Here is a 20529-nt window from a genome sequence, read left to right as displayed (position 1 = left end):
AAGTTTTATTAATTGTTTGTTTTACATTCATACAAACTTCTGTGGTGAAAAAGCTGTTGACCGACTGGCGGTCAATGCTAATAATAATCACTTTCATTAATCATTAGGTGAAACTGTTATGGATTTTAACGACATAATCTCCCTGCTCAATGAGATTGGTATTCCGGCAGATGTGCTGGATGAGGCAGACGGAAGTTGGCAGTTAAGGCGCGATCTGGCGCTATCTTCTGCCGAAACGGTGGCTCTGCAGGCACGATTACAGCAGCAAACCGGCAGGCAGTTTTCGTTATGGGGAAGCAATGACTACACCCTTGATGAAATTATTGCACTGGGTAACTAAAGCGAGAGGGGCAGTAGGGATTTATCTGATTCGTTATCGCAACAGAAGCGAAGGTACTTAGGTTGCGAGAAAAATACATATAAAATTAATCTATTTTTAATTGACTGACGGTCAGTCGTGGTGTGTAGTGTGGCCCATAACTAATAAATACCAGTAAGTAAATTTTTCTCTTCCATGTGAGTAAGCACGAGTAACAGCATCTTCGTTAAGCCAGGTCCGAAGAAGGGGTAACCCTGCATGATTGCGGTTGACCGTATTTTCAAAGCAGACAAATAGTGTGCGCATGATGGAGTTAAACATGGTTAAGTCTGGTGGTTCATTGAATCAAAACCTGCTGGCGGCGCTGCACGAAAACCGCCAACGCCGGGCATTGTTCGAGCAGGACATGATAATCACTCACGGTGAGTTAGCCGACCGCGTGGCCTCTTGTAGCTATCGCCTGCAGCAACGGGGTGTGCAGAAGGGAGATCGCGTGGCGATGCAACTGCGTAATACGCATCAGGCCGTGATATTAATGCTCGCTACGCTGATGATCGGCGCGATCCCCGTTCCTGTCCTTCCCTCTTATCGTGAAAAAGAGTTGCGTCATATTTTGCAAATGACCACGCCTAAAGTGCTGGCTGTGCAACGCAGTACTCGTCGTTATAACCCTCTGGCAATATTACAAAATCTGCAGCAGGAGGGGCTTAATGTCGATCTGGTGCTGGTGGAGGAGGGCGCTAACTGCCACCAGGACTCACGTTATCTTAATTTGCAGGATTTCTGCGCGTTGCTGGCGCCCGTTCCCGTGCAAAAGCTGGCGACGATGGCCGATGACGATGTCGCCATGATGCTGCTCTCCAGCGGCACGACCGGTCTTCCGAAGGCTATCGCCCGTAAAAACGCCGGCTATAGCTATATGATTGCCTGCGGGTGCGACGTTTTTGGCCTGACTGAGCGCTCCGTTTATTTCGCGGTAATGCCGGTTTCTCACGGATTCGTGATCAATTGCCCGGGGATGCTGGGCACGCTGTTGCGGGGAGGTGCCGTCGCACTGGCCGATGTGCCCTCTGCGGTGCAGGCACTGGATTTCATCGCCTACTGTGGCGTCACACATACCACGCTGGTTCCGGCGCTGCTCTCGCAGTGGGCGGAGGTTCAGCGCGAAAGTCCCCGCTTTATCGACTCGCTGTGGCATGTGCAGGTCGGTGGCGCACGCGTGACACCGGAGCTGGCCGCATCCGCCTCTGACGCCCTCGGCATTACCCTCCAGCAATGCTATGGCATGAGCGAAGGGCTGCTCTGTTTTAACGCTCTCGAAGATGATGACAGCCTTCGTTTCCACTCGCAGGGACGGCCGCTTTGTCCTGAAGATGAGGTGCGCATCGTTGATGAACAGGGGGAAGACGTTCCGCCGGGACATTCGGGCGAATTAATTACCCGTGGCCCTTATACCATCACCCGTTATTACCAGAATCCGCTGGCCGACAGCCTGGCGTTTACCGCTGACGGGTTTTATCGCACCGGCGACCTCGCACACGTTGATCGACAGGGCAATGTCTTTATCGATGGACGAGTTAACGACGCGATTAACCGTGGCGGGGAGAAGTTCTCACCGAATGAAATTGAAGAGCTGGCGCTTCATCATCCGGCGATCCGGCAGGCCGCCTGTGTGGGCATGGCGGATGCGTTGTATGGCGAAGTTCCCTGCCTGTTTGTCACCACCGACGATAGCGAATTGACCCTGGGGGCGGTGCGCCGTTTTTTTGAACAGCAGGGGCTCGCCACCTTCAAGGCCCCGGAAAGACTGATCCTGATTGATTCCATCCCGATGAAAGGCATTGGCAAAATTGACCGCCTGGCCTTGAGGGCGTTACTGGCGCAGCAAGAGGCGCCTCTTCCTGGCACGATGACAGAGCGAACGTAGACGATGAAAACCACCCTCAGTCATAACAGAACAGTCATGCGCTTCAGCACCGGTAACGTTGCACCCGTACAGCAGCAGCTGGTGGTCTTTCCTCATGCTGGCGGCAGTGCCGCGTTTTACCAGCAGTGGCGTGAGCGACTCCCGGCAGAATGTGACCTGCTGGTGGTGCAATATCCGGGGCGGGAAGAGCGCCAGGCAGACCGTCCCTGGTCGGGCGCACAGCAGGCGATCGCGGCCTGTAACCACGGGCTGCGGGAATTACTGGGCGTGGCACCGGTAACATTTTTTGGTCACAGCATGGGCGCATTGCTGGCATTGCAGGTGGCCACTGCGCTATGGGATTCACGCTTTGCCTGCCAGCGGGTGGTGCTCTCCGCACAGCGGGTGCCGTCAGAACTGGTGATGCTGCAACAGCCGGGCGCGCGCGAGCGACTGCTCGACACCATCCTCACCTACAGCGAACAGAGCGGCATCATGCGCCTTGACGAACTGACGCGCCCGAGGGTCGCCGCTTTAATTTTGCAGGATCTGATGTTGCTCGGGCAGTTGGCCGACCTGCCGGTCGCCGATATCCCGTTACTGATTGCCGGTGGGGAAGAGGATCCGCTGGTGGAACGGTCGGCGCTGGAAGCCTGGTCGACAACGGTGACGGAAAGTCAGCTTAAGCGCTGGCCGGGCGGACACTTTTACTTCCAGGACAATCTGGATGCCTTTTTACACCAGCTGTTGCCGTCATGCGCAGCGGCTCCACTCAACTGATGGTCAGATAAGGAAGATGTGATGAACTTTGAGCTGTTTAATCCTCAACACGCTGCGCCAGACACGGAAAAGGCTTTTACGCTGTTCCCGGCATTGAAAAAGTTTTATGCCTCGCTCGGCAAAACGCCGCTGATCCCGGTGCCAGGCCCTCAGGGGCACGCGACGATTCTGGCGAAATATGAATTCAACAACCCTTTTGGTTCGGTAAAAGACCGGACCGCCTTCGGGCTGTTTTGTGATGCCATCAATCAACATGACTTTGCGCGTGGCGAACTGAAACTGCTGGATTCGTCCGGCGGCAATATGGCGAAGGCGCTGGCAAAACTGGGCAACATGTGTGGCATTGCCGTGCAGGTAGTGATCCCCGACTCCTCACCCGAGCAGCTGGTGGCGACGCTGAAGGGCGATAATGCGCAGGTGACGCTGGTGGACCGCAGTCAGTTTTTACTCGGCGTGATTGCCCGTAGCCAGCAAATTGCCCGTGATGATCCCAGCTGGACGCTACTCTCACAGCACCTCAATCTGGTGAATACCGCCGTGCATCAGCATCAGACCGGGGCTGAGATCCTCCATCAGTTGAACGGCACACGTGCCGATGGCTGGGTATCGGCAGTGGGAACCGGTGGCACCTTATCCGGCGTATATGCAGCACTGAGCCGTGATAATCCCCAGATTATTGCCTGGGGATCCACGCCAGCAGAGTTACCTTATGGCACGCTGAATGCCCCTAACGGTGAGGCAAAGTTTGCCGGGGCAGGCGGCCTGGGGTTTGGCTTCCGCCAGCCGTTTATTACCCAACTGATGCCAAAAAATCTGCCGTTTAATGAAGTGACCTATCGCGAAGCACTGACGGCTATGTATGAATTCTGGCAGTTGACCGGCGTGAAAATTGGCGCATCCTCCGCCGCCAACTGGAAGACCGCGTGGAAACTGGCGCAGACGCTTGACCGCGGTCAGCAGGTGGTGACCCTGTTCGCTGACGCCGGAAGTGATGTGGAAAGAGAGAAAGGAGAAGCCTGGTTTAAACAGTCAGATATCGTGGTGGCATAACCTCATTTTTAATTAAAGGGTCAAAAAAATGGAAATTATTCAGGGCAATAATAATGTATTGTCAGAGCTGATTGCGCTCGCAAACTGGGTTCGCGCTGAAATTGAACAGGGTTCTTCGGTAACCGAGGTTGAGCATTCTCTGGCAGAAAATAAAGGCTACGCGAATGCTACGGTTATTTCCGTCGTGGAAATGGCAAATATTCATTTTAATGCGAAAACCAACAGTGGGCCGACGGTGGGCGACGCGAATTCGCACGTCGACCATTTTATTGATGAGCGAGGTGAACCCGCAGGAACCATGACCGGCAGCGGGTGGAAAATTGCGGCGCTGGCCGATAACAGCGTGGTCTCTTATTATCATGAGACCGCCGAAACCCCTCAGGGACGTATTGAAACCTCAGGCATCTGGAACTCCAGTGCCATCTGGGCATCGCAGTGGCAGTCATTGCTGGCCGTAGGCGTAAGTGGCGATGTGATGGGGAAAGTGGGGGTACGTCAGCTTTATCAGGAAGTGCCCAGAGAGAAATATCGTACGTTACTGGTGCTGGTGCCACTCGATCAAATTAAAACACTGACCCAATAATTTTATATTCAAGAACAGATAAACACTCTTAAGGGGTAGGTATGCACACGTCTGAAGAATGGGATGTTGTTATTATCGGTGCGGGTCCGATTGGTTTATCCACGGCCTGGAATTACGCCAGAGAGAATAAACAGCATAAGGTGTTAGTGTTAGATAAATATGGTCTGATGACGCAACTTGCCGGCACGAGTGGTGAAGAACGCCACTGGCGTTTGCAATATTCAGAAATTGATATTTTCCGCTTAACGCTGGAAGCCGATAAATTATGGCAGGCGCTGGAAAAAAACGCTGACCGGAAACTGATCCATCGTACCGGCAGTCTGTGGTTTGGCGATGCGGATGTCTGGACGAATGAAGGACAGATCACGCAGACAATGAAATCGATGGATGAGATGGCGTTGCCCTATGAGCGTCTGAGCATCCGCGCCATTGAGCAGCGTTTCGGCTTCACCCATTTTGACGCTAACTATGAAGGTTTTTTACAGCGTGACGGCGGCGTTATTGATGTTAAGGGCACGCTCTCCACGCTGTATGCGTTGGCCAGCGAACTGAATGTCAGCTTTGCTTTCGGCCAGGAAGTGGTGGCACTGGAGCCGGACAGCACGGGCGTCACTGTGATTGGCGCAGAACAGCGTTTCCGGGCGCGTAAGGTGCTGGTGGCCAGTGGTCCGGGAAGTAAAAAACTGGTGGGGCAGTTGGATATCGATCTGGCGCTGTCGACCTATGAGATGGCCTGTATCAGTATGCTGCGCAGCGAGCGCACCACGGCGAATGATCCATTTTGGTTCGCTTTTCAGCAGCCGGTTGCCAGTGACAGTAATCTGTTTTACGGCTTTCCCCCCAATCCCTGGTCGGTTAACGGTTTTGACCGCCTCGGCACCGATTTTGAAGTCGACCCGCTCAGTGACACGCATGGCCCGAGCTATCGTGCCAACCCGCTGCACGTCGAACGTGCACTGGAGTTCGCCCAGCGTCACATGCCGTTCCTCGCCCCCGACCGTGAACATTACGCCAGCAGCTGCCTGGCCGTGCTACCCACCGATCCCCAGCGGCAGTTCTACCTGGATAGCGCTCGCGGCCGCTGCCACGGCGGCGAGAACGTGGTGGTGTCTGCGGGGGGATGGGCATTCAAATTTACGCCACTGATGGGGCAGATCTGCGCGGACTTGTTAAGTGATAAATCGCCCCGCTGGGATATCAGCGCATTACGTTTTTGACTGAGGAGAGCAGTATGCAACAGCAACACTGCACGCATCAGAAGATTGCGCTGGTGGGGATGGCCTGCCGTTTTCCCGGCGCCAGTGATATCGAAACATGGTGGCACCATCTGGTCAACGGCGTTGAATCTCTGGTCACGCTGGAGGACGGCCCGCAAGACGATCCGACCTGGGTGGGGGTTGCTGCGCCGCTGGCGCAGGATATTGCGCGCTTTGATGCCGGATTTTTTGGTCTCAGTGCGCGTGAAGCCGCGCTGATGGATCCGCAGCACCGTCTGTTCCTTGAGTGTGCCTGGCACGCAATGGAAGATGCCGGCATTGTGCCTGGTGCACTGCCTGATGCTGCTCTGTTTGCGGGCTGCAGCAGTTCAGACTATTTACGGCAAAACAGCGGCGCGCAGCGTTTTGCCAGCCTGGCACCCTCGGCATTCGAGCAGCAGATCACCAACGATAAAGATTATCTCAGCACGCGTGTGGCCTGGCACCTGGGCATAGGGGGGCCTGTCGTGAATGTTCAGGCCGCCTGTGCCACGTCTCTGGTCGCTGTCTGTGAGGCGGTCTATGCCCTGCGCAGCGGGCGTTGCAATCTGGCGCTGGCCGGAGCCTGCACGTTGCGCATTCCTCAACTCGAAGGCTATTTCAGCCAGCAGGGCATGATCTTCGCCACGGATGGGCATTGTCGGCCATTTTCGGCGGATGCCAGCGGGACAGTGTTTGGCAGCGGTGTGGGCGTGGTGGTGATGAAACGTCTGGAGGACGCGCTGGCCGCCGGGGACGAGGTGATCGCCGTGATAGACGGCGTGGCGATGAACAATGACGGGGCTGAAAAAGTCAGTTTTACCACTACCAGCCTTGCGGGGCAGCAACGCCTGTTGCGCCTGGCCTTGCAGGATGCGCAGCGGCATCCGGAGGATTTCCGTGCGATAGAAGCCCACGGTACGGGCACGCTGGCGGGTGACCCGATCGAGTTTTCCGCGCTTAACAGCGTGTTCAGGGAATTTACCGGGCGTGAAGGTTTCTGCGCGCTGGGGGCGGTAAAGGCCAATGTCGGGCATCTGGAAACGGCGGCTGGGATGGCGGGACTGATCAAAGCTGCACTGCAAATCAAACACGGCTGGCTAACACCGCAAATCAATTTCACCCGTGCCAATCCGGCCTTCGACCTGCGCCACAGTCCATTTCGCGTGCTGACACGTGCAGAACGCTGGCAGGCTGACGATCCCCGCCGTGCAATTGGTGTCAGTGCCTTTGGTATCGGTGGCAGCAACGCGCACGTGGTGTTAAGCCGACCTGAGGTTGCCTCAGCCGCATCTGACACCCGGTCTTCTTCGCTGGCTGACAGCGTGGTGCCGATCTCTGCCCGTTCTGAACAGGCCTGGCACCAGCTGGCAAAGCAGTATCGTCAGCGTGCGGCGGGTGAGCCGTTATCCGCGCTGGCCTGGAGTGCGCAGACCCGCAGGCAGGCCATGCGCTTTCGCGGCACGCTGGGGCCAGATGAAGAGGGAAAACTGGTGGTGAAAGAGGGCGTGACCGACAGCGGTAAAGGGCGACTGAGCGTGATATTCCAGTTTCCAGGGCAGGGCAGCCAGTTTATCGGTATGGCGCGAGAGCTGATGGCCAATGACAGCACCTTTCAGCGTCTGATGGAGGAGAAGATTGCACTGCTGCGTGATCAACTGGCGCTGGATATTGCTCTGCTGTTTAGCCCGCAGGGCAACAGCGCGATGCTGAACAATACGGCACTGACCCAGCCGACACTGGTGGCCGTGGAAATATCTCTCGCCGAACTGCTGATGCATTACGGCGTGGTCCCCGACCGGGTGATCGGCCACAGCGTCGGGGAGATCGCTGCGGCCTGGGCTGCGGGCGCCTTCTCCGTTGAGCAGGCGCTGATCTTTGCTGCGCAGCGCGGCAGATTGATGGCCTCACTGGAAGGGGGGGCGATGCTGGCGGTAGAACTCAGCGACAGTGGCTGCCAGCCCTGGCTGGGACGCGGTGTTGCGCTGGCGGCGGTCAATGGCGAAAACAGCTGTGTACTGTCGGGCAATGTGGCCGCGTTGGCCGACTGCGAGCAACGCCTGCGCAGGGAAGGCATTCGCTGTAAAGCCCTCAGTGTTTCCCACGCTTTCCATTCGGCGATGATGGAACCGATCCTCAACGACTTGCGTCACGTTGTGCCCCCCGTCACTGTGCCGCACCAGGGCGTGCGCTACTACTCCGCGCTGCTGGCGCAGGAGGTCGGTGACTTGCGTCAGCTGGATGCCGACTACTGGTGTCGCCATGCCCGCGAGGCGGTGCGCTATTACCAGGCGCTGCAACAGATCCCCGAACGTGGGCGAACGCTGTTTATCGAAGTGGGGCCAGGATCGACGCTGACCGCCCTGGTCGCGCAGTTACGACAGCAGGGTGGGAAAACCTCCACGGTGCGCACACTGCGTCGCCGCGATGATGCACTCAGCGAATGTGCTCTGTGGGTACAGGCGCTGCAAAAAATCTGGCGTGCCGGGGTGGATATCTGCTGGTCACGGCTGTGGACGTCACCGCCCGGCCACGTGGCATTGCCGCTGTATCCTTTTGAACCGCATTTTTGGTGGATGGGTGACCGCGAGTTGCCCGCCAGTCCGCAGCCCGCTGGCGCCGGTGAGGAGGCAGAAGAACATGATGCGCTAATGGCCCGTATCCGCCTGCTGTGGCTGGAAATTACCGGGGCGCTACCTGCGTCGGGATATCAGGATTTTTATGATTCCGGTGGGCAATCACTGATGGCACTGCGCCTGATGGCGCGGCTGGAACAGGAATTTAGCGTGGCCATCAGTATGGCCGATTTTTTACAGCAGCCAACCCCGTTGGGGATTCGCCACTGTTTGCTGAAGTCTGGCGTTGTTGAGCAAAATCTCACTCATTAACAGGATGAAAATCATGTGCGCATTGAATGCAACACTGAACGATAAACAGTATCAGATTGAAACCGTGCAGTTTGACAGCGAGACGTCCTTTACCCTGGCCTGCTCACCACAAATCAAACTCCTTCCCGCCAACGGCGGCATTCGCTGGCGTCAATATGGCTCGCGTCAGCAGCAGGAGAGTGAGGCTGTGATGCTGGCACAAAGTATGTCACTCAAGCATGGTTTGTATAACACCGGCTTCAGCGGCGGCAAAATTGTGGTCAACAGCCCGCATCTGCCCGCGCAGCAGCCGGAGGTGATGGCGGCGATTGGCGAGCTGCTGAATCGCTATAATGGCACCATGTTTACCGGCTGTGACATTAACACCAGTAACCAGGATATGGATTATCTGCGGCGTTTTACCCCCTGGATCCTCAATGCGATGGACAGCCCACAGATAGATACGTCGATTGCCACCGGCTACGGCGTCTGGAGCTCGATTCATAAAGTGATCATGCTGCGTCTGTCTCATGTTGCGCATCCGCTGGTGGCGATCCACGGTATGGGCAAAGTGGGTTCTGAAGTGGCCAGGCAGTGCCTGCAACAGGGGTGCGAGGTGGTGGGATATGACATTAACCCACGCGCCGTTTTCCCTGAAGGCGTGCGCCGGGTTAACGAAGCACAGCTATTCGAGTTGCGCAGTCATATCCTGTGTATCGCGTCACTGTCCGGCATTTTAACCCAGGATAACGTCACGCAGTTAGCCTGCGGATGGGTGGTCAGCAGCGCCAATTCACCGTTTAACAGCCAACTGGCGGAAGATGTGCTGATTGCACGCGGGATTCATTATCTGCCCGACTATGTCAGCAATGCGGGGGCGGTGATTTGTGACAGTATCGAAATGGCCTTTACCGAACGCTACAACCAGATGAGCCAGGATCAGGTGAATGCCTATGTTTATTCGGTGATTGGGGCGAAAACGGAAGAGTTATTACGGCGTGCAACACTGCTGGATTGTGAAGTGGGCAGGTTATTGCAGCCGGTAAAATCCGCGCTGATGGTGGCCTGATACACGGGGGATGGCACATGCCATCCCCTTTTTTTTACCAGCGATAATCCACGCTGGCCGTGACGCTGCGATCCTGACCGACGAAGCAATACATCGCCGAGGTGCAGCTGGCCACATACTGTTGGTTTGTCAGATTGCTGACATTCACGGCCAACGTGGTGCCTTTTAGCTGTGGCGTTAACTGCCCTAAATCATAGCTTACCGCCATATCCACCAGCGTGGTGGCCGGGACTTTGAAGGTATTGGCGGGGTCGCCGTAGCTGGTGCCGAGATAACGCACGCCGCTGCCCAGCTGTAAGCCCGCCAGCTCTCCCGCATCAAAGCGATAGTCAAGCCAGGCGGCGGCGCTGTTGGCCGGTACCTGCGTCAGGGTGTTGCCCTGATTTTTCGTATCCCTGGTCAACGTATTATCCAGCCAGGTGTAGCTGGCGATCAGGTTCAGGTTGTGCACAATTTCAGTGGTCGCCTGTAAATCAAGCCCGCGCGTGCGCGCCTCACCGGCCTGGGTATTGAAGCCCAGATGCTCGGCATCGCTGGTTTTCACATTGGACTGGGTCAGTTGGAAGAGGGCGGCACTGAGTAATGTTTTCGACCCTTGCGGGTGGTACTTAATGCCGATTTCGCTCTGCTTCGTTTCCACGGGCAGGAAGGTTTTACCATCATAGCCACTGCCCAGCAGCGGGTCGAATGAGGTCGCGTAGCTGATGTAAGGTGCCAGCCCGATATCGAACTGATAGCTTAACCCGGCGCGCCCACTCCACTGGGTATCTTCCTGGCGGCTTTTCACCGTCACCGGAGAGTAGCTGTTGGTTTCATGGTCGGTATTCGACCAGTCATGGCGGCCACTCAGCGTCAGGCGCCAGCGGTTCCAGGCCATCTGATCCTGCACATAGACGCCGGTACGGTTAAATGTCTGTTTCTCTTTCCAGGGGGCGGCCCGGCTGGCGGTGAAATCAGGATTGAGATCCGGTCGGTAGTCAGAACTGTACGGGTCAATCAGCACCGGACCGACACTGTACAGCTCGTTCTTCAGACTACCGGTGGAAAAATCGATGCCGGCCAGCAGCGTATGGCGGGTGGGGCCAGCGTCCACATCGCCACTGATATGGTTATCCATCGAGAACGTGCTGACTCTGGCCGGGGTCAGCTCATCGTAAGCTTTGAGCCAGGGGCGATCGTTGACGAGCTGATACCCATAAACCACGCCGCGCTGAATATCTGAATGGACATTCATATAACGCGCATTGCTGTTGAAGCTCCAGCCATTATCAAACTGATATTCAAATAGCGAGGTCAGTGAATCCTGACGGCGGGTGGAGTGGGAAAAATGGCCATCAGTGTAGTTTTTATGCCGGTCAATTTGCTGATAAGGGCTGTTATTCAGCCCCAGGACGGCCGCAGGCAAACTGTTGTAGTCGGGAAGATCCGGTTCCCAGGAATACGTTGCCAGCACGGTCCAGCTGGCATTATCACTCGGGCGCCAGGTCAGGGAAGGGGCGAGATAGAGGCGGCGGTGGCGGCTATCTTCAATTTGCCCCTGGCTGTCCAGGCCACTGGCGGTAAAACGATACAACAGGCTGTTATCGTCATTGACGGCGCCGGTGGAATCAATGCCGAACTGCTTACGGTTGAAGCTGCCGTATTGCAGGCTGACCTCGTGTGAGGCGATATCCTGGGGCTTGCGGCTGACCTGATTGACAATACCGCCGCCCGTCCCCTGGCCGTAGAGGGTCGATGCGGGGCCGCGCAGCACTTCGATCCGTTCAAGGGACCAGGGATCGACCTGCGGCAGCCAGCTGCCCGGGTTGCTGATGATGCGTAAGCCATCCAGATAGTAATCGGCATCGACGCCGCGAATCCGGGTCATATCCAGATAATCACCAAAGCCACCATATCGTTCACTGGTGGCGCCAGCCGTGTAGCGCAATGCGGCACTGCTGGATGACGGGCGCGTCAGGTCCATCTGCGAACGGGTGATCACCGAGACGGACTGGGGCGTTTCCAGGATAGAGGTGCGGGTTTTGCTGGCGACGGCCGATTCTTCCGCCACATAGCCGTTTTCCTCTCCCTCAGTTTGCACCGGCACACTGGCACTCACCGTCATCGGGGATTGTTCTGTGGTCGCGTCCTCTTTTTTCTCACCTGACGGATTTTCTGCGGCGTTAGCGGGCGCAGTGAGGCAAAGAGAAAGCATCAATGACAGGGAAAAGCCGCTTAACACCAACGGCGGACAGGGTAGAGAGCGAATGTGTGCAGCAGCAGATTGTTTCGTCAGCATGTACGTCCTTATGATCCTGGTAGAAGTTCAGAGTGGAGTGGTCTGTGCACACAGAGCTCATTTCAACTTATTGAAATAAAATGTTTTAAGCGTATTTTTCACAATTCATAAATGCGAATGATAATTATAATGACTGCATATTATACATTGACCGTCAGTCGGTCAATGTTATGATTCTTTCTCTCTCCGCTAACAGAATAATGTGCTCATGATGCAAAAACCGTCCTCCACTCATCGCCGTGAACGTGTCAGTGATGCCGTATCTGGCGGCACCTCGCGACGTTCACTGCTCACTGGCCTGCTGGCCGCGGGGGTTCTGATGACCACGCGGGCACTGGCAGCAAAACCCGCCACGCAGTCTGTGGTTGATATCACCGGGCGCTCAGTGCGGATTCACACGCCGGTCAGCCGTATTCTGCTGGGTGACGGCACCCTGGCGTATGCACTGGCGCTGCTGCGCCCCGACGATCCCTTTCAGGGCGTGGTGGCCTGGGGAGATAACTTCCGCGCCGCCGACCTCGATAGTTATCGGGCGTATCAGCGGCAGTTTCCCCATATCGACCAGATCCCACGCTTTTCCGGTAAGACGGTTGATGCGATTGGCGGAGAGCAGGCGATTGCGCTGAAGCCCGATATTGTGGTGCTGAACCTGAGCTCGGCAGGTGCAGCAACCACCTCCGGTTTACTGCGCCTGCTGGAGCAGGCGGGGATCCCGGTGGTGTTCGTCGATTTTCGCACCCGGATGTTCGCCAACACCGGGCGCAGCATGCAGATTTTGGGGGAGGTGTTCGGCAGAGTGGCAAGGGCAGCCGACTTTTTACGCTTTCGTCAGCAGCAGATCGACCGGGTGATACAGCCGCTTAAACTGTTAACCACACGCCCCCTGGTGATGGTTGAACGCGCAGCAGGACTCTATGACGACTGTTGCCTGACCTACGGTGACGGTAACTTTGGTGAACTGGTGGCAGTGGCCGGGGGGCGTAACCTGGGCACGCAATTACTGCCTGGCACCTTTGGCGCTCTCAGCCCGGAGAAGGTGATCCACGCCGACCCCGATGTGGTGCTGGTCACCGGCGCGAACTGGTCACTGTATTCCCCCGGCGGTGACTGGGTGAATCTGGGGCCAGGGGCCGATGCGCAGGAAGGGCATGCGCGCCTGCAACGCCTGATGCAGCGTCCGGCGTACCGCACGCTGCGTGCCGTCAGGGAACAGCAGGTGTATGCCATCTGGCACCCGTTTTATGACAATCCTTACTATTTTATCGCCCTTCAGCGCGTGGCGAAGTGGCTACATCCTGAGCTGTTTGCCGCGCTTGACCCGGAAGCCACCTTCCGCGAGTTACATGAACGTTTTCTTCCCGTGCCTTATCAATCCGGCTACTGGTTAAGCCTCAAGGAGACCGTCGTATGACCCGAACACCTCAACTTATTCTGCTGGCGATGCCCAGCATTCATGCCGGTGCATGGCGTTATCCCGGCGCCATCCCCGAGTTTCACAGCAGCTTTAAGCATATGAAACGGTTTGCCCGGACGCTGGAACAGGGGCGGTTTGACGGCCTGTTTTTGCCCGACACGCTGGCGCTGCGCCAGGTATCGACCCAGGCCCTGGCGCGCGGGCACAGTACGGTGACGTTGGATCCGCTGACGCTGCTCCCTGCGCTGGCGGCGGTTACACAGCATATCGGGCTGATTGCCACCGCCAGCACCACCTACAATGAGCCTTATATGCTCGCCCGGCGGCTGGCCACACTGGATCACATCAGCGAAGGGCGGGCCGGATGGAATCTGGTGACCTCCAGTAATGCCAACGAGGCCGGTAATTTTGGTGTCACTGAACATATGGAGCACGGCCTGCGTTATGCGCGCGCGCGCGAGTTTTCGGCGGTGATGAACGGGCTGTGGGACAGTTGGGAGCAGGATGCATTTTGCCGTGATGCCGCCAGCGGCGTGTTTTTTGATGCGGCAAAGATGCATACGCTCAATCACGAGGGGGAGTATTTTTCCGTACGTGGGCCGTTAAATGTTGATCGTCCTCCGCAGGGGCGACCGGTGATTGTGCAGGCCGGGGCGTCTGAAGCCGGCAGGCAGGTGGCAGCGGAAACGGCAGAAGTCATCTTCACCTACCAGACGGATCTCGTCTCTGCCCGTCAGTTTTACCAGGATATGCAATCCCGGGCGCAGGCTGCTGGCCGTCGTGATGCACTGAAAATCATCCCGGCGGCGTTCGTGGTGCTGGGGGAAACGCCACAAGAGGCGCAGGCGAAAAGAGCACTGCTCGACAGTCTGGTCGACGAGCAGAGCAGCCTTGCCACCTTATCCGTGGCGCTTGGGCATGATATTTCGCCGTACGATAAACATGGCCCGCTGCCCGCGATGCCGGAAAGTAATGCCAGCAAGAGCGGGCGCGAGCGTGTGGTTCAACTGGCGCGACGGGAGGATCTCAGCATCCTGGCGCTGGCGCGTCGCATTTGTGGTTATCAGGGGCTGGAAATGGTGGGCACGGCAACCCAGGTGGCCGATACCCTGCAGCACTGGCTGGAGAGCGGGGCGGCCGATGGATTCAACGTGATGTTCTCTCATTTTCCCGGCGGCGTAGAGGAGTTTGTCACCAAGGTGATCCCGGTGTTACAGCGCCGGGGGCTGTTGAGAGAGCAGTACACCGCGACCACCTTCCGGGGACATTTGGGGCTGAAAACACCGGAACGGGCGGATGCACAGCCGGGGGGATGAAGGGCGGAATAATGATGGCTGGCAGATTGTCCATTGTGTTGAGTTTTGATTGACCGTCGGTCAGTCAATTGCTAGGGTTGGGTAAAATCAGCCAATCACGTTAGGGATTATCATGCGTCTTAGCCGTCATCATGCCGCGCTTGCTGCGGCTTACCTTGGCACTTTTCTTGCCTCGCTGGATATCAGCATTGTGAATGTCGCCTTGCCCACTATGCAGAGTGCGCTGGATACGGACATTGCCGGGTTGCAGTGGGTGGTCAATGCCTACGCCGTTTGCCTGTCTGCTTTTATGCTTTCTGCCGGTCCGCTGGCCGATCGTTACGGTCATAAACGTGCCTGGGTGAGCGGCGTCGTGCTGTTTACCGGCGGGTCTCTGCTGTGTGGTGTGGCACCCAGCCTCGGCATGCTGCTGACCGGGCGGGCCATTCAGGGCGTGTCCGCCGCGCTGCTGATTTCAGGGGCGATGCCCATCCTGACCCACGCGTTTCCTGATGCCCGCCAGCGCGCGCATGCCATCGGCGGGTGGTCGGCGTTTAGCGCGCTGGCGCTGATCCTCGGGCCGCTGCTGGGGGGCGTTCTGCTCCAGTGGCTGGGCTGGCAAAGTATCTTTCTGGTCAATATCCCACTGTGCCTGGTGGCGATTGCTGCAGGGCTGTGGGGGATACCGGAGCGTAAATATCCTGACCACGCGGCGCTGGATACGGCGGGCCAGTTGCTGGGGATTGTCGCGTTAGGAACGCTGGCCTGGGGAATGATTGAGGCAGGGCAATACGGCTTTACCGGCAAACTTCCACTGGCGATTCTGGCCTGTGCCCTGGTGAGTTTTATGCTTTTCGCGCTGGTGGAAAAACGGACGTTGCGCCCGCTGCTGCCGCTGGCACTGCTGCGCGAGCAGGGATTTGTCAGCGTGAATCTGGCGTCGTTTATTCTCGGTTTTTCTTACTACAGCTGTCTGTTCTTTTTCTCGATTTTCCTCCAACAGATTCAAGGCTGGGCACCCGCAGAAGCAGGCTGGCGCATGATGCCGTTATTTGTCGTCACCGGCCTGGTGTCGCTGTTGTTTGGCCGCATGAGTGCGCGGCTGCCGATGCGTGGATTAATGGTCACGGGTTACGGGCTGGCGGGCCTGTCGATGATCGCTATGGTGCTGCTGGATGCGAACTCCGCTTACTGGCAGGTGGGGGCGTTGTTTACGCTGCTGGGGGCCGGGGCCGGGCTGGCGGTTCCGGGCACGGGCATGCTGGTGATGGCGATGGCGCCGCCTGAGCAGGCCGGGTCAGTTTCCGCCATGATGAATGCGCTGCGCCAGGCGGGGATGACCATCGGCATTGCGTTACTGGGAACGTTAATGAGCGCACAGGCAATACGCACGCTGACGGCCTCCCTCGATGTCAGCGGTATTAGCGATGCTGCGCAGATTGCCCACCTGGCGGTGACGCGGCATCTGCCCACCTCGGTCGTCGCTGATTTTAGCGCACGCTACACAGCAGCGATGGAAAGTGGTTTTCATCTCGCCATGCTGTGCGCCGGAGGTGCCTGCTTTATCGCCGTGGCATTGCTGCTACGCTTACAGTGGGTAAAAGAGGCGCAGGGCATTAACGCCGCGTAACAGCGCGAAGTGCTTATCTGGCGAATCCGCATCGGGTGTATACCTGACGGCACTGAGTCGATGGCATGTGCCAGAAATGTACAAACCAGGAGAAGATAATGAAAGCAGTCACGGTTACCAGCCCATTTAATCTGGACAGTGTTCAGCTCACCGAGGTGAAGGATCCCGGCCAACCCGCTAAAGGGGAAATCAGGGTCGCCATCAAAGCCAGCTCGCTTAACTTCCATGACCTGATGGTGGCCACCGGCGCTATGCCGGTGGAAGATAGCCGTATTCTGCTGTCGGACGGTGCCGGAATTGTTGAGGCGGTAGGCGAAGGCGTAACGGAGTTCCGCGTGGGTGATGCCGTGGTTTCCACCTTCTTTCCGCAGTGGGCAGCAGGCAAAGCCACCCCGGCGGTGGGCGGTTTTGCGCATACGCCAGGCGATGGCGTTGATGGCCTGGCCAGCGAAGTGGTGGTGCGTCCGGTCAATGCCTTTACTCCCGCTCCTGCGGGCTGGTCGCACACCGAGGCGGCCACCATCACGACCTCCGGCCTGACCGCGTGGCGGGCGCTGGTGGTCAACGGTCGCTTAAAGGCGGGTGAGACCGTGCTGGTACAGGGCACCGGCGGTGTGTCGATTGCGGCGTTACAGCTGGCCAAAGCCATGGGGGCCAGAGTGATTGCCACTTCGTCCTCTGATGAAAAACTGGCGATGGTGCGCAAACTGGGCGCCGATGACACCATTAACTACCGCACCACCCCGGAGTGGGGGGATAAAGTGCTGGAACTCACTCACGGCCTGGGCGTTGACCATATTGTTGAGGTCGGCGGCCCTGCCACGATTAATGAGTCCCTTAAGGCGGTGAAAGTCGGTGGGCATATTGCCGTCATCGGCGTGTTGTCCGGTACGGATGCGGCATTGTCGATTTTCAGCATCCTGGCGAAACAGGTGCGTATTGAGGGGCTGATTGTCGGCAGCCGTCAGGACCAGATTGATTATGTGAAGGCGCTGGAACTGATGGCGCAGAAACCGGTGATCGACAAGGTCTTCAGCTATGAGCGTTTGGGTGAGGCATTTGCCCACCTGCAAAGCGGTCAACACGTTGGCAAGGTGTGTGTGAGCTGGTAGTGATACTGGCCGGAGGCTTAATCACGGCCTCCACTGCCATGGCGGATCTCATCTGCGGAGCCTGTTTCAGAAGACGCTTCGCGGGTGAGACCCGCTTTTATCCGCGCAATAAAATTATCCCTGATGAGATCCTCCGTACTGGCATGCCAGGCGATGCCCACCTGCCAGCTTAACGATTCGCCGCTTAACGGAATAATATTCAACCCCGGTGGCGCAATATGAATAACGCTTTGTGGCAAAAGCGCCACGCCCGTACCGGCAATCACCAGCGCGACGATGGTATGAATATCGTCAGCCAGCTGAGTCGAAGACGTATAAAGCGCGTTGTCCTGCAAGAAGCGATCAATCTGTGTATTCAGCCCACGGCCGCGTTCAGTATGCAGCCGCAGCAGAGGGCGATTTTTTAGCCACTCTGCCGCACTGATCCACGTTTTATCCGGCGTCACTAACACCAGCCGATCGTTGAACAGCGGCAGGTAATCCAGCGGCTCGCTGGGTGGAACGCGAACAAACCCCACCTGAAGCTCGTCACTTTGCAGCAACTGGTCCTGTTTTGCTGAGGGAAGATCCGTTAATGAGACATCGACACCGGGATAACATTGGCGAAATTCTGCGATGTAGCGCGGGGCTAAGTAGAAACTGGAAAGCCCAAATCCCACGGCCAGACTGCCTTCACTCCCTTTCGCGACCTGCTCTGCATGCTGGAGAAACAGCGCGGCCTGCCTGATCACCTTCTTCGCTTCTGGCAGTAAGCGCCGGCCGCCGGCAGTTAACGTGGTGCCGTGACGGCCACGTGAAAACAGCGACAGAGTGAGCTGTGACTCAAGCAGGTTAATCTGTTTGGTTAACGCGGGCTGCGAGACAAACAGCGCCTGTGCCGCGTCGGCATAATTACCTTTCTCTGCCAGCGTGACAAAGGCTTTAAGCAACCGCAGGTTCATTATTACATTCCAGAAAGTTATCAGAATGGGAAATCATTTGATTATACCGTTATCAGTCAACCGGGTGTAATGGTGTTTTGACCCCCGCTGGAGAATCATTATGTCCGCGTTAACATCATTAAAGGCTGCCACCGTGCAGTTTCAGCATCAGGCCGGTAACAAACACTATAATCTCCTGATGATGGAGAAGTTTATCGAGCAAGCCGCCCTGCAACAGGTGAAGATCCTCACCTTCCCCGAAATGTGTATCACCGGTTACTGGCATGTTCCTAAATTGACCTCTTTTGAGGTTTCAGCTTTGGCAGAGCCGATTGAAACCAGTCCTTCTCTGGCATTGATCCGTTCGCTGGCCGTCAAGCATCAGATGCTGATTGGTGCCGGGCTGATCGAACGTGCCGACGATGGCCGCCTGTATAACGCCTACGTTGCCTGTCTGCCCGACGGTTCACTGCATACACATCGCAAGCTTCATGCCTTTGAACATCCCGCGATCAGCAGTGGCGATCGGTTCACGGTGTTTGACACCCCCTGGGGAGTGAAAGTGGGGATACTGATCTGCTGGGATAACAACCTGGTGGAGAATGTGCGCGCCACGGCGCTGCTGGGTGCCGATATTCTTCTCGCACCGCACCAGACAGGGGGCACGCAATCCCGCAGTCCCTGCGGCATGAAGCCGATCCCGCTGGAACTCTGGGAGCAACGGGCGACGCGCCAGGAGGAATTGACCGCTGCCTTTAGAGGCCCTAATGGTCGCGGCTGGCTGATGCGCTGGCTGCCAGCGCGTGCTCATGACAACGGGGTGTTTATCTTATTCAGTAACGGCGTTGGTGCGGATGAAGACGAAGTCCGTACCGGCAATGCCATGATGATTGACCCTTACGGCAGCATTATTGAGGAAACCTGGGCGGCGGGCGATGCCATGGTCAGCGCCGAACTCGATTTAACCCTGCTGGCGATGAGCACGGGCCGCCGCTGGATCCACGGTCGCCGTCCTGAGCTATACCAGATACTGACGGAACTGCAGGGGTATGAACGTGATGCAAGAACGGCCAGGTTTTCGGTCGATGTGCCGCAGAGAAATAACCGGTGAGGTGAGCGCATCCGGTGCGGTGTTATCCCGTCATCACCAGCGCAATTTTAGGGTAGCGTTCGCAGATAAAATCGACGAATGCCCTGACCTTTGGCGCCGTTAAACGCCGCGAGGTATGCAGCACCCACAGCGCCACCTTGACATCTGACACCGTTCCCCACTGCACCAGGTCGCCGCGGGCAAGGGCGTTGCCGACAATAGACTGAGGAATAATCGCGGCACCGCCACCGGCGATGGCGGCGTCGCGGATCATCAGAAAAGAGGAAAACCTCAGGCGGGGGAGAGGTTCAATCACCAGGCGGCCATCGTCCAGTTTCCACAGCGATGGCTGTGCGTTGCCAAATACGATGGCGGGAACCTGAGTGACCAGGCCCGGCTGGGGCAGGGTAACGGAGGGCGCGGCAACCACAATCTGGCGGTCTTCAGCAAAGCATCGCCCCGTCAGGCTGCTGTCGGGGCACGGGTTAATACGAATGGCCACATCATAATGTTCCTCCACCAGATCCACCATGCGGTCTTCTGCCACCACTTCAAGGGTGATTTCCGGATACGCGGCGCAAAACTCGGCAGCTATTCTCCCCATGGTGAGCTGCGAGAACAACACGGGTGATGCCACGCGCAGGTGCCCGCGTGGAACAGAGATCCCTTCCCGCACCGACGTCATGGCCTCCACCACCTCGTTCATTGACCCCGATGTTCTGGCCATCAGCATATCGCCCGCCTCAGTGAGTCTCAGCCCTCTGGGGCTGCGCTCGATAAGGCGTACGCCAAGCTGTTGTTCAAGATCCGCGATATGACGCGATAACGTGGCTTTAGACCTGCCGCTGGCGCGGCTGGCCTTCCCCAGCCCGCCATGGGTGGCGACAAGCGCAAAATCAACCAGAGCATTGAGATCCATACTGTTCCATTTTTGAAACGACATGTCTCTAATTTAGAGTCTGCTCTCTCTCTGCGCAACGG

16 protein-coding genes are annotated in these 20529 nt (G+C 57.1%); 13 read left to right on the top strand and 3 right to left on the bottom strand.

Translation table 11 applies throughout. The annotated features are described in order from the left end of the window. The first annotated feature begins 118 nt into the window (after positions 1-118). The 8 genes from FY046_RS04915 (at position 119) to FY046_RS04880 (ending at position 9809) form a co-directional block, all read left to right on the top strand. Entirely contained in the window at positions 119-340 is a 222-nt protein-coding gene (locus FY046_RS04915) for a hypothetical protein (RefSeq protein ID WP_171149654.1), read from the top strand. 298 nt (positions 341-638) lie between these two features. Beyond that, positions 639-2246 carry an AMP-binding protein gene (locus FY046_RS04910; protein ID WP_446185820.1) on the top strand — a complete coding sequence of 536 codons (1608 nt, stop codon included), beginning with the start codon at positions 639-641 and terminating at the stop codon, positions 2244-2246. Positions 2247-2282: 36 nt separating this feature from the next. Next, the gene (locus FY046_RS04905; RefSeq protein ID WP_238337043.1) at positions 2283-3005 is read left to right on the top strand and encodes a thioesterase II family protein; all 723 of its coding nucleotides are present in this window, start codon (positions 2283-2285) and stop codon (positions 3003-3005) included. A 21-nt stretch (positions 3006-3026) separates the two neighbouring features. Further along, positions 3027-4055, top strand: coding sequence for a pyridoxal-phosphate dependent enzyme (locus FY046_RS04900; protein ID WP_133843159.1), 1029 nt, complete (start codon positions 3027-3029; stop codon positions 4053-4055). 28 nt (positions 4056-4083) lie between these two features. After that, complete coding sequence (locus FY046_RS04895) at positions 4084-4638, top strand: allene oxide cyclase barrel-like domain-containing protein (RefSeq protein ID WP_133843161.1); 555 nt, start codon at positions 4084-4086, stop codon at positions 4636-4638. A 41-nt stretch (positions 4639-4679) separates the two neighbouring features. Then, positions 4680-5855: an NAD(P)/FAD-dependent oxidoreductase gene (locus FY046_RS04890; protein WP_133843163.1), complete on the top strand. Its 1176-nt coding sequence runs from the start codon at positions 4680-4682 to the stop codon at positions 5853-5855. Between the two features lie 14 nt (positions 5856-5869). Then, positions 5870-8761 carry a beta-ketoacyl synthase N-terminal-like domain-containing protein gene (locus FY046_RS04885; RefSeq protein WP_446185819.1) on the top strand — a complete coding sequence of 964 codons (2892 nt, stop codon included), beginning with the start codon at positions 5870-5872 and terminating at the stop codon, positions 8759-8761. Between the two features lie 13 nt (positions 8762-8774). Then, on the top strand, positions 8775-9809 hold the full coding sequence (locus FY046_RS04880; RefSeq protein WP_133843167.1) for a Glu/Leu/Phe/Val dehydrogenase dimerization domain-containing protein: 1035 nt from the start codon (positions 8775-8777) through the stop codon (positions 9807-9809). Positions 9810-9843: 34 nt separating this feature from the next. Here FY046_RS04880 and FY046_RS04875 read toward each other — a convergent pair whose 3' ends face one another. After that, the gene (locus tag FY046_RS04875; RefSeq protein WP_421504644.1) at positions 9844-12087 is read right to left on the bottom strand and encodes a TonB-dependent siderophore receptor; all 2244 of its coding nucleotides are present in this window, start codon (positions 12085-12087) and stop codon (positions 9844-9846) included. 208 nt (positions 12088-12295) lie between these two features. Here FY046_RS04875 and FY046_RS04870 point away from each other — a divergent pair, with 208 nt between their 5' ends. The 4 genes from FY046_RS04870 to FY046_RS04855 all read left to right on the top strand — a co-directional run bounded on the left by FY046_RS04870 (position 12296) and on the right by FY046_RS04855 (position 17538). Continuing rightward, on the top strand, positions 12296-13498 hold the full coding sequence (locus FY046_RS04870; protein WP_446185818.1) for an ABC transporter substrate-binding protein: 1203 nt from the start codon (positions 12296-12298) through the stop codon (positions 13496-13498). Then, complete coding sequence (locus tag FY046_RS04865; RefSeq protein ID WP_446185817.1) at positions 13495-14817, top strand: LLM class flavin-dependent oxidoreductase; 1323 nt, start codon at positions 13495-13497, stop codon at positions 14815-14817. The genes FY046_RS04870 and FY046_RS04865 overlap by 4 nt, the downstream gene beginning before the upstream one ends. Before the next feature lie 112 nt (positions 14818-14929). Then, a complete protein-coding gene (locus FY046_RS04860; RefSeq protein ID WP_133843171.1) occupies positions 14930-16426 on the top strand; it encodes an MFS transporter in 1497 nt (498 codons plus the stop codon). A gap of 98 nt (positions 16427-16524) precedes the next feature. Next, positions 16525-17538: a zinc-dependent alcohol dehydrogenase family protein gene (locus FY046_RS04855; RefSeq protein ID WP_446185816.1), complete on the top strand. Its 1014-nt coding sequence runs from the start codon at positions 16525-16527 to the stop codon at positions 17536-17538. A gap of 17 nt (positions 17539-17555) precedes the next feature. Here FY046_RS04855 and FY046_RS04850 read toward each other — a convergent pair whose 3' ends face one another. Continuing rightward, positions 17556-18479, bottom strand: a complete 924-nt coding sequence (locus FY046_RS04850) for a LysR family transcriptional regulator (RefSeq protein WP_446185815.1) — start codon at positions 18477-18479, stop codon at positions 17556-17558. A 100-nt stretch (positions 18480-18579) separates the two neighbouring features. Between FY046_RS04850 and FY046_RS04845 the strand changes: the two genes are divergently transcribed. Continuing rightward, positions 18580-19569 (top strand): nitrilase family protein, encoded by a 990-nt coding sequence (locus FY046_RS04845; RefSeq protein ID WP_159336978.1) that lies wholly within the window; start codon positions 18580-18582, stop codon positions 19567-19569. A 22-nt stretch (positions 19570-19591) separates the two neighbouring features. Here the strand turns inward: FY046_RS04845 and FY046_RS04840 are convergent, their stop codons facing one another. Further along, positions 19592-20467, bottom strand: coding sequence for a LysR family transcriptional regulator (locus tag FY046_RS04840; RefSeq protein WP_446185814.1), 876 nt, complete (start codon positions 20465-20467; stop codon positions 19592-19594). Between the last annotated feature and the right edge of the window lie 62 nt (positions 20468-20529).

The organism is Erwinia sp. 1181_3, assembly GCF_052824965.1.
This window is presented reverse-complemented; position numbering and strand designations above follow the sequence as displayed.

What these genes read in the sequence shown, in the direction of transcription:
- FY046_RS04915 (WP_171149654.1), top strand. Translation starts at nt 119, where the DNA reads ATGGATTTTAACGACATAATCTCCCTGCTCAATGAGATTGGTATTCCG.
- FY046_RS04910 (WP_446185820.1), top strand. Translation starts at nt 639, where the DNA reads ATGGTTAAGTCTGGTGGTTCATTGAATCAAAACCTGCTGGCGGCGCTG.
- FY046_RS04905 (WP_238337043.1), top strand. Translation starts at nt 2,283, where the DNA reads ATGCGCTTCAGCACCGGTAACGTTGCACCCGTACAGCAGCAGCTGGTG.
- FY046_RS04900 (WP_133843159.1), top strand. Translation starts at nt 3,027, where the DNA reads ATGAACTTTGAGCTGTTTAATCCTCAACACGCTGCGCCAGACACGGAA.
- FY046_RS04895 (WP_133843161.1), top strand. Translation starts at nt 4,084, where the DNA reads ATGGAAATTATTCAGGGCAATAATAATGTATTGTCAGAGCTGATTGCG.
- FY046_RS04890 (WP_133843163.1), top strand. Translation starts at nt 4,680, where the DNA reads ATGCACACGTCTGAAGAATGGGATGTTGTTATTATCGGTGCGGGTCCG.
- FY046_RS04885 (WP_446185819.1), top strand. Translation starts at nt 5,870, where the DNA reads ATGCAACAGCAACACTGCACGCATCAGAAGATTGCGCTGGTGGGGATG.
- FY046_RS04880 (WP_133843167.1), top strand. Translation starts at nt 8,775, where the DNA reads ATGTGCGCATTGAATGCAACACTGAACGATAAACAGTATCAGATTGAA.
- FY046_RS04875 (WP_421504644.1), bottom strand. Translation starts at nt 12,087, where the DNA reads ATGCTGACGAAACAATCTGCTGCTGCACACATTCGCTCTCTACCCTGT.
- FY046_RS04870 (WP_446185818.1), top strand. Translation starts at nt 12,296, where the DNA reads ATGATGCAAAAACCGTCCTCCACTCATCGCCGTGAACGTGTCAGTGAT.
- FY046_RS04865 (WP_446185817.1), top strand. Translation starts at nt 13,495, where the DNA reads ATGACCCGAACACCTCAACTTATTCTGCTGGCGATGCCCAGCATTCAT.
- FY046_RS04860 (WP_133843171.1), top strand. Translation starts at nt 14,930, where the DNA reads ATGCGTCTTAGCCGTCATCATGCCGCGCTTGCTGCGGCTTACCTTGGC.
- FY046_RS04855 (WP_446185816.1), top strand. Translation starts at nt 16,525, where the DNA reads ATGAAAGCAGTCACGGTTACCAGCCCATTTAATCTGGACAGTGTTCAG.
- FY046_RS04850 (WP_446185815.1), bottom strand. Translation starts at nt 18,479, where the DNA reads ATGAACCTGCGGTTGCTTAAAGCCTTTGTCACGCTGGCAGAGAAAGGT.
- FY046_RS04845 (WP_159336978.1), top strand. Translation starts at nt 18,580, where the DNA reads ATGTCCGCGTTAACATCATTAAAGGCTGCCACCGTGCAGTTTCAGCAT.
- FY046_RS04840 (WP_446185814.1), bottom strand. Translation starts at nt 20,467, where the DNA reads ATGGATCTCAATGCTCTGGTTGATTTTGCGCTTGTCGCCACCCATGGC.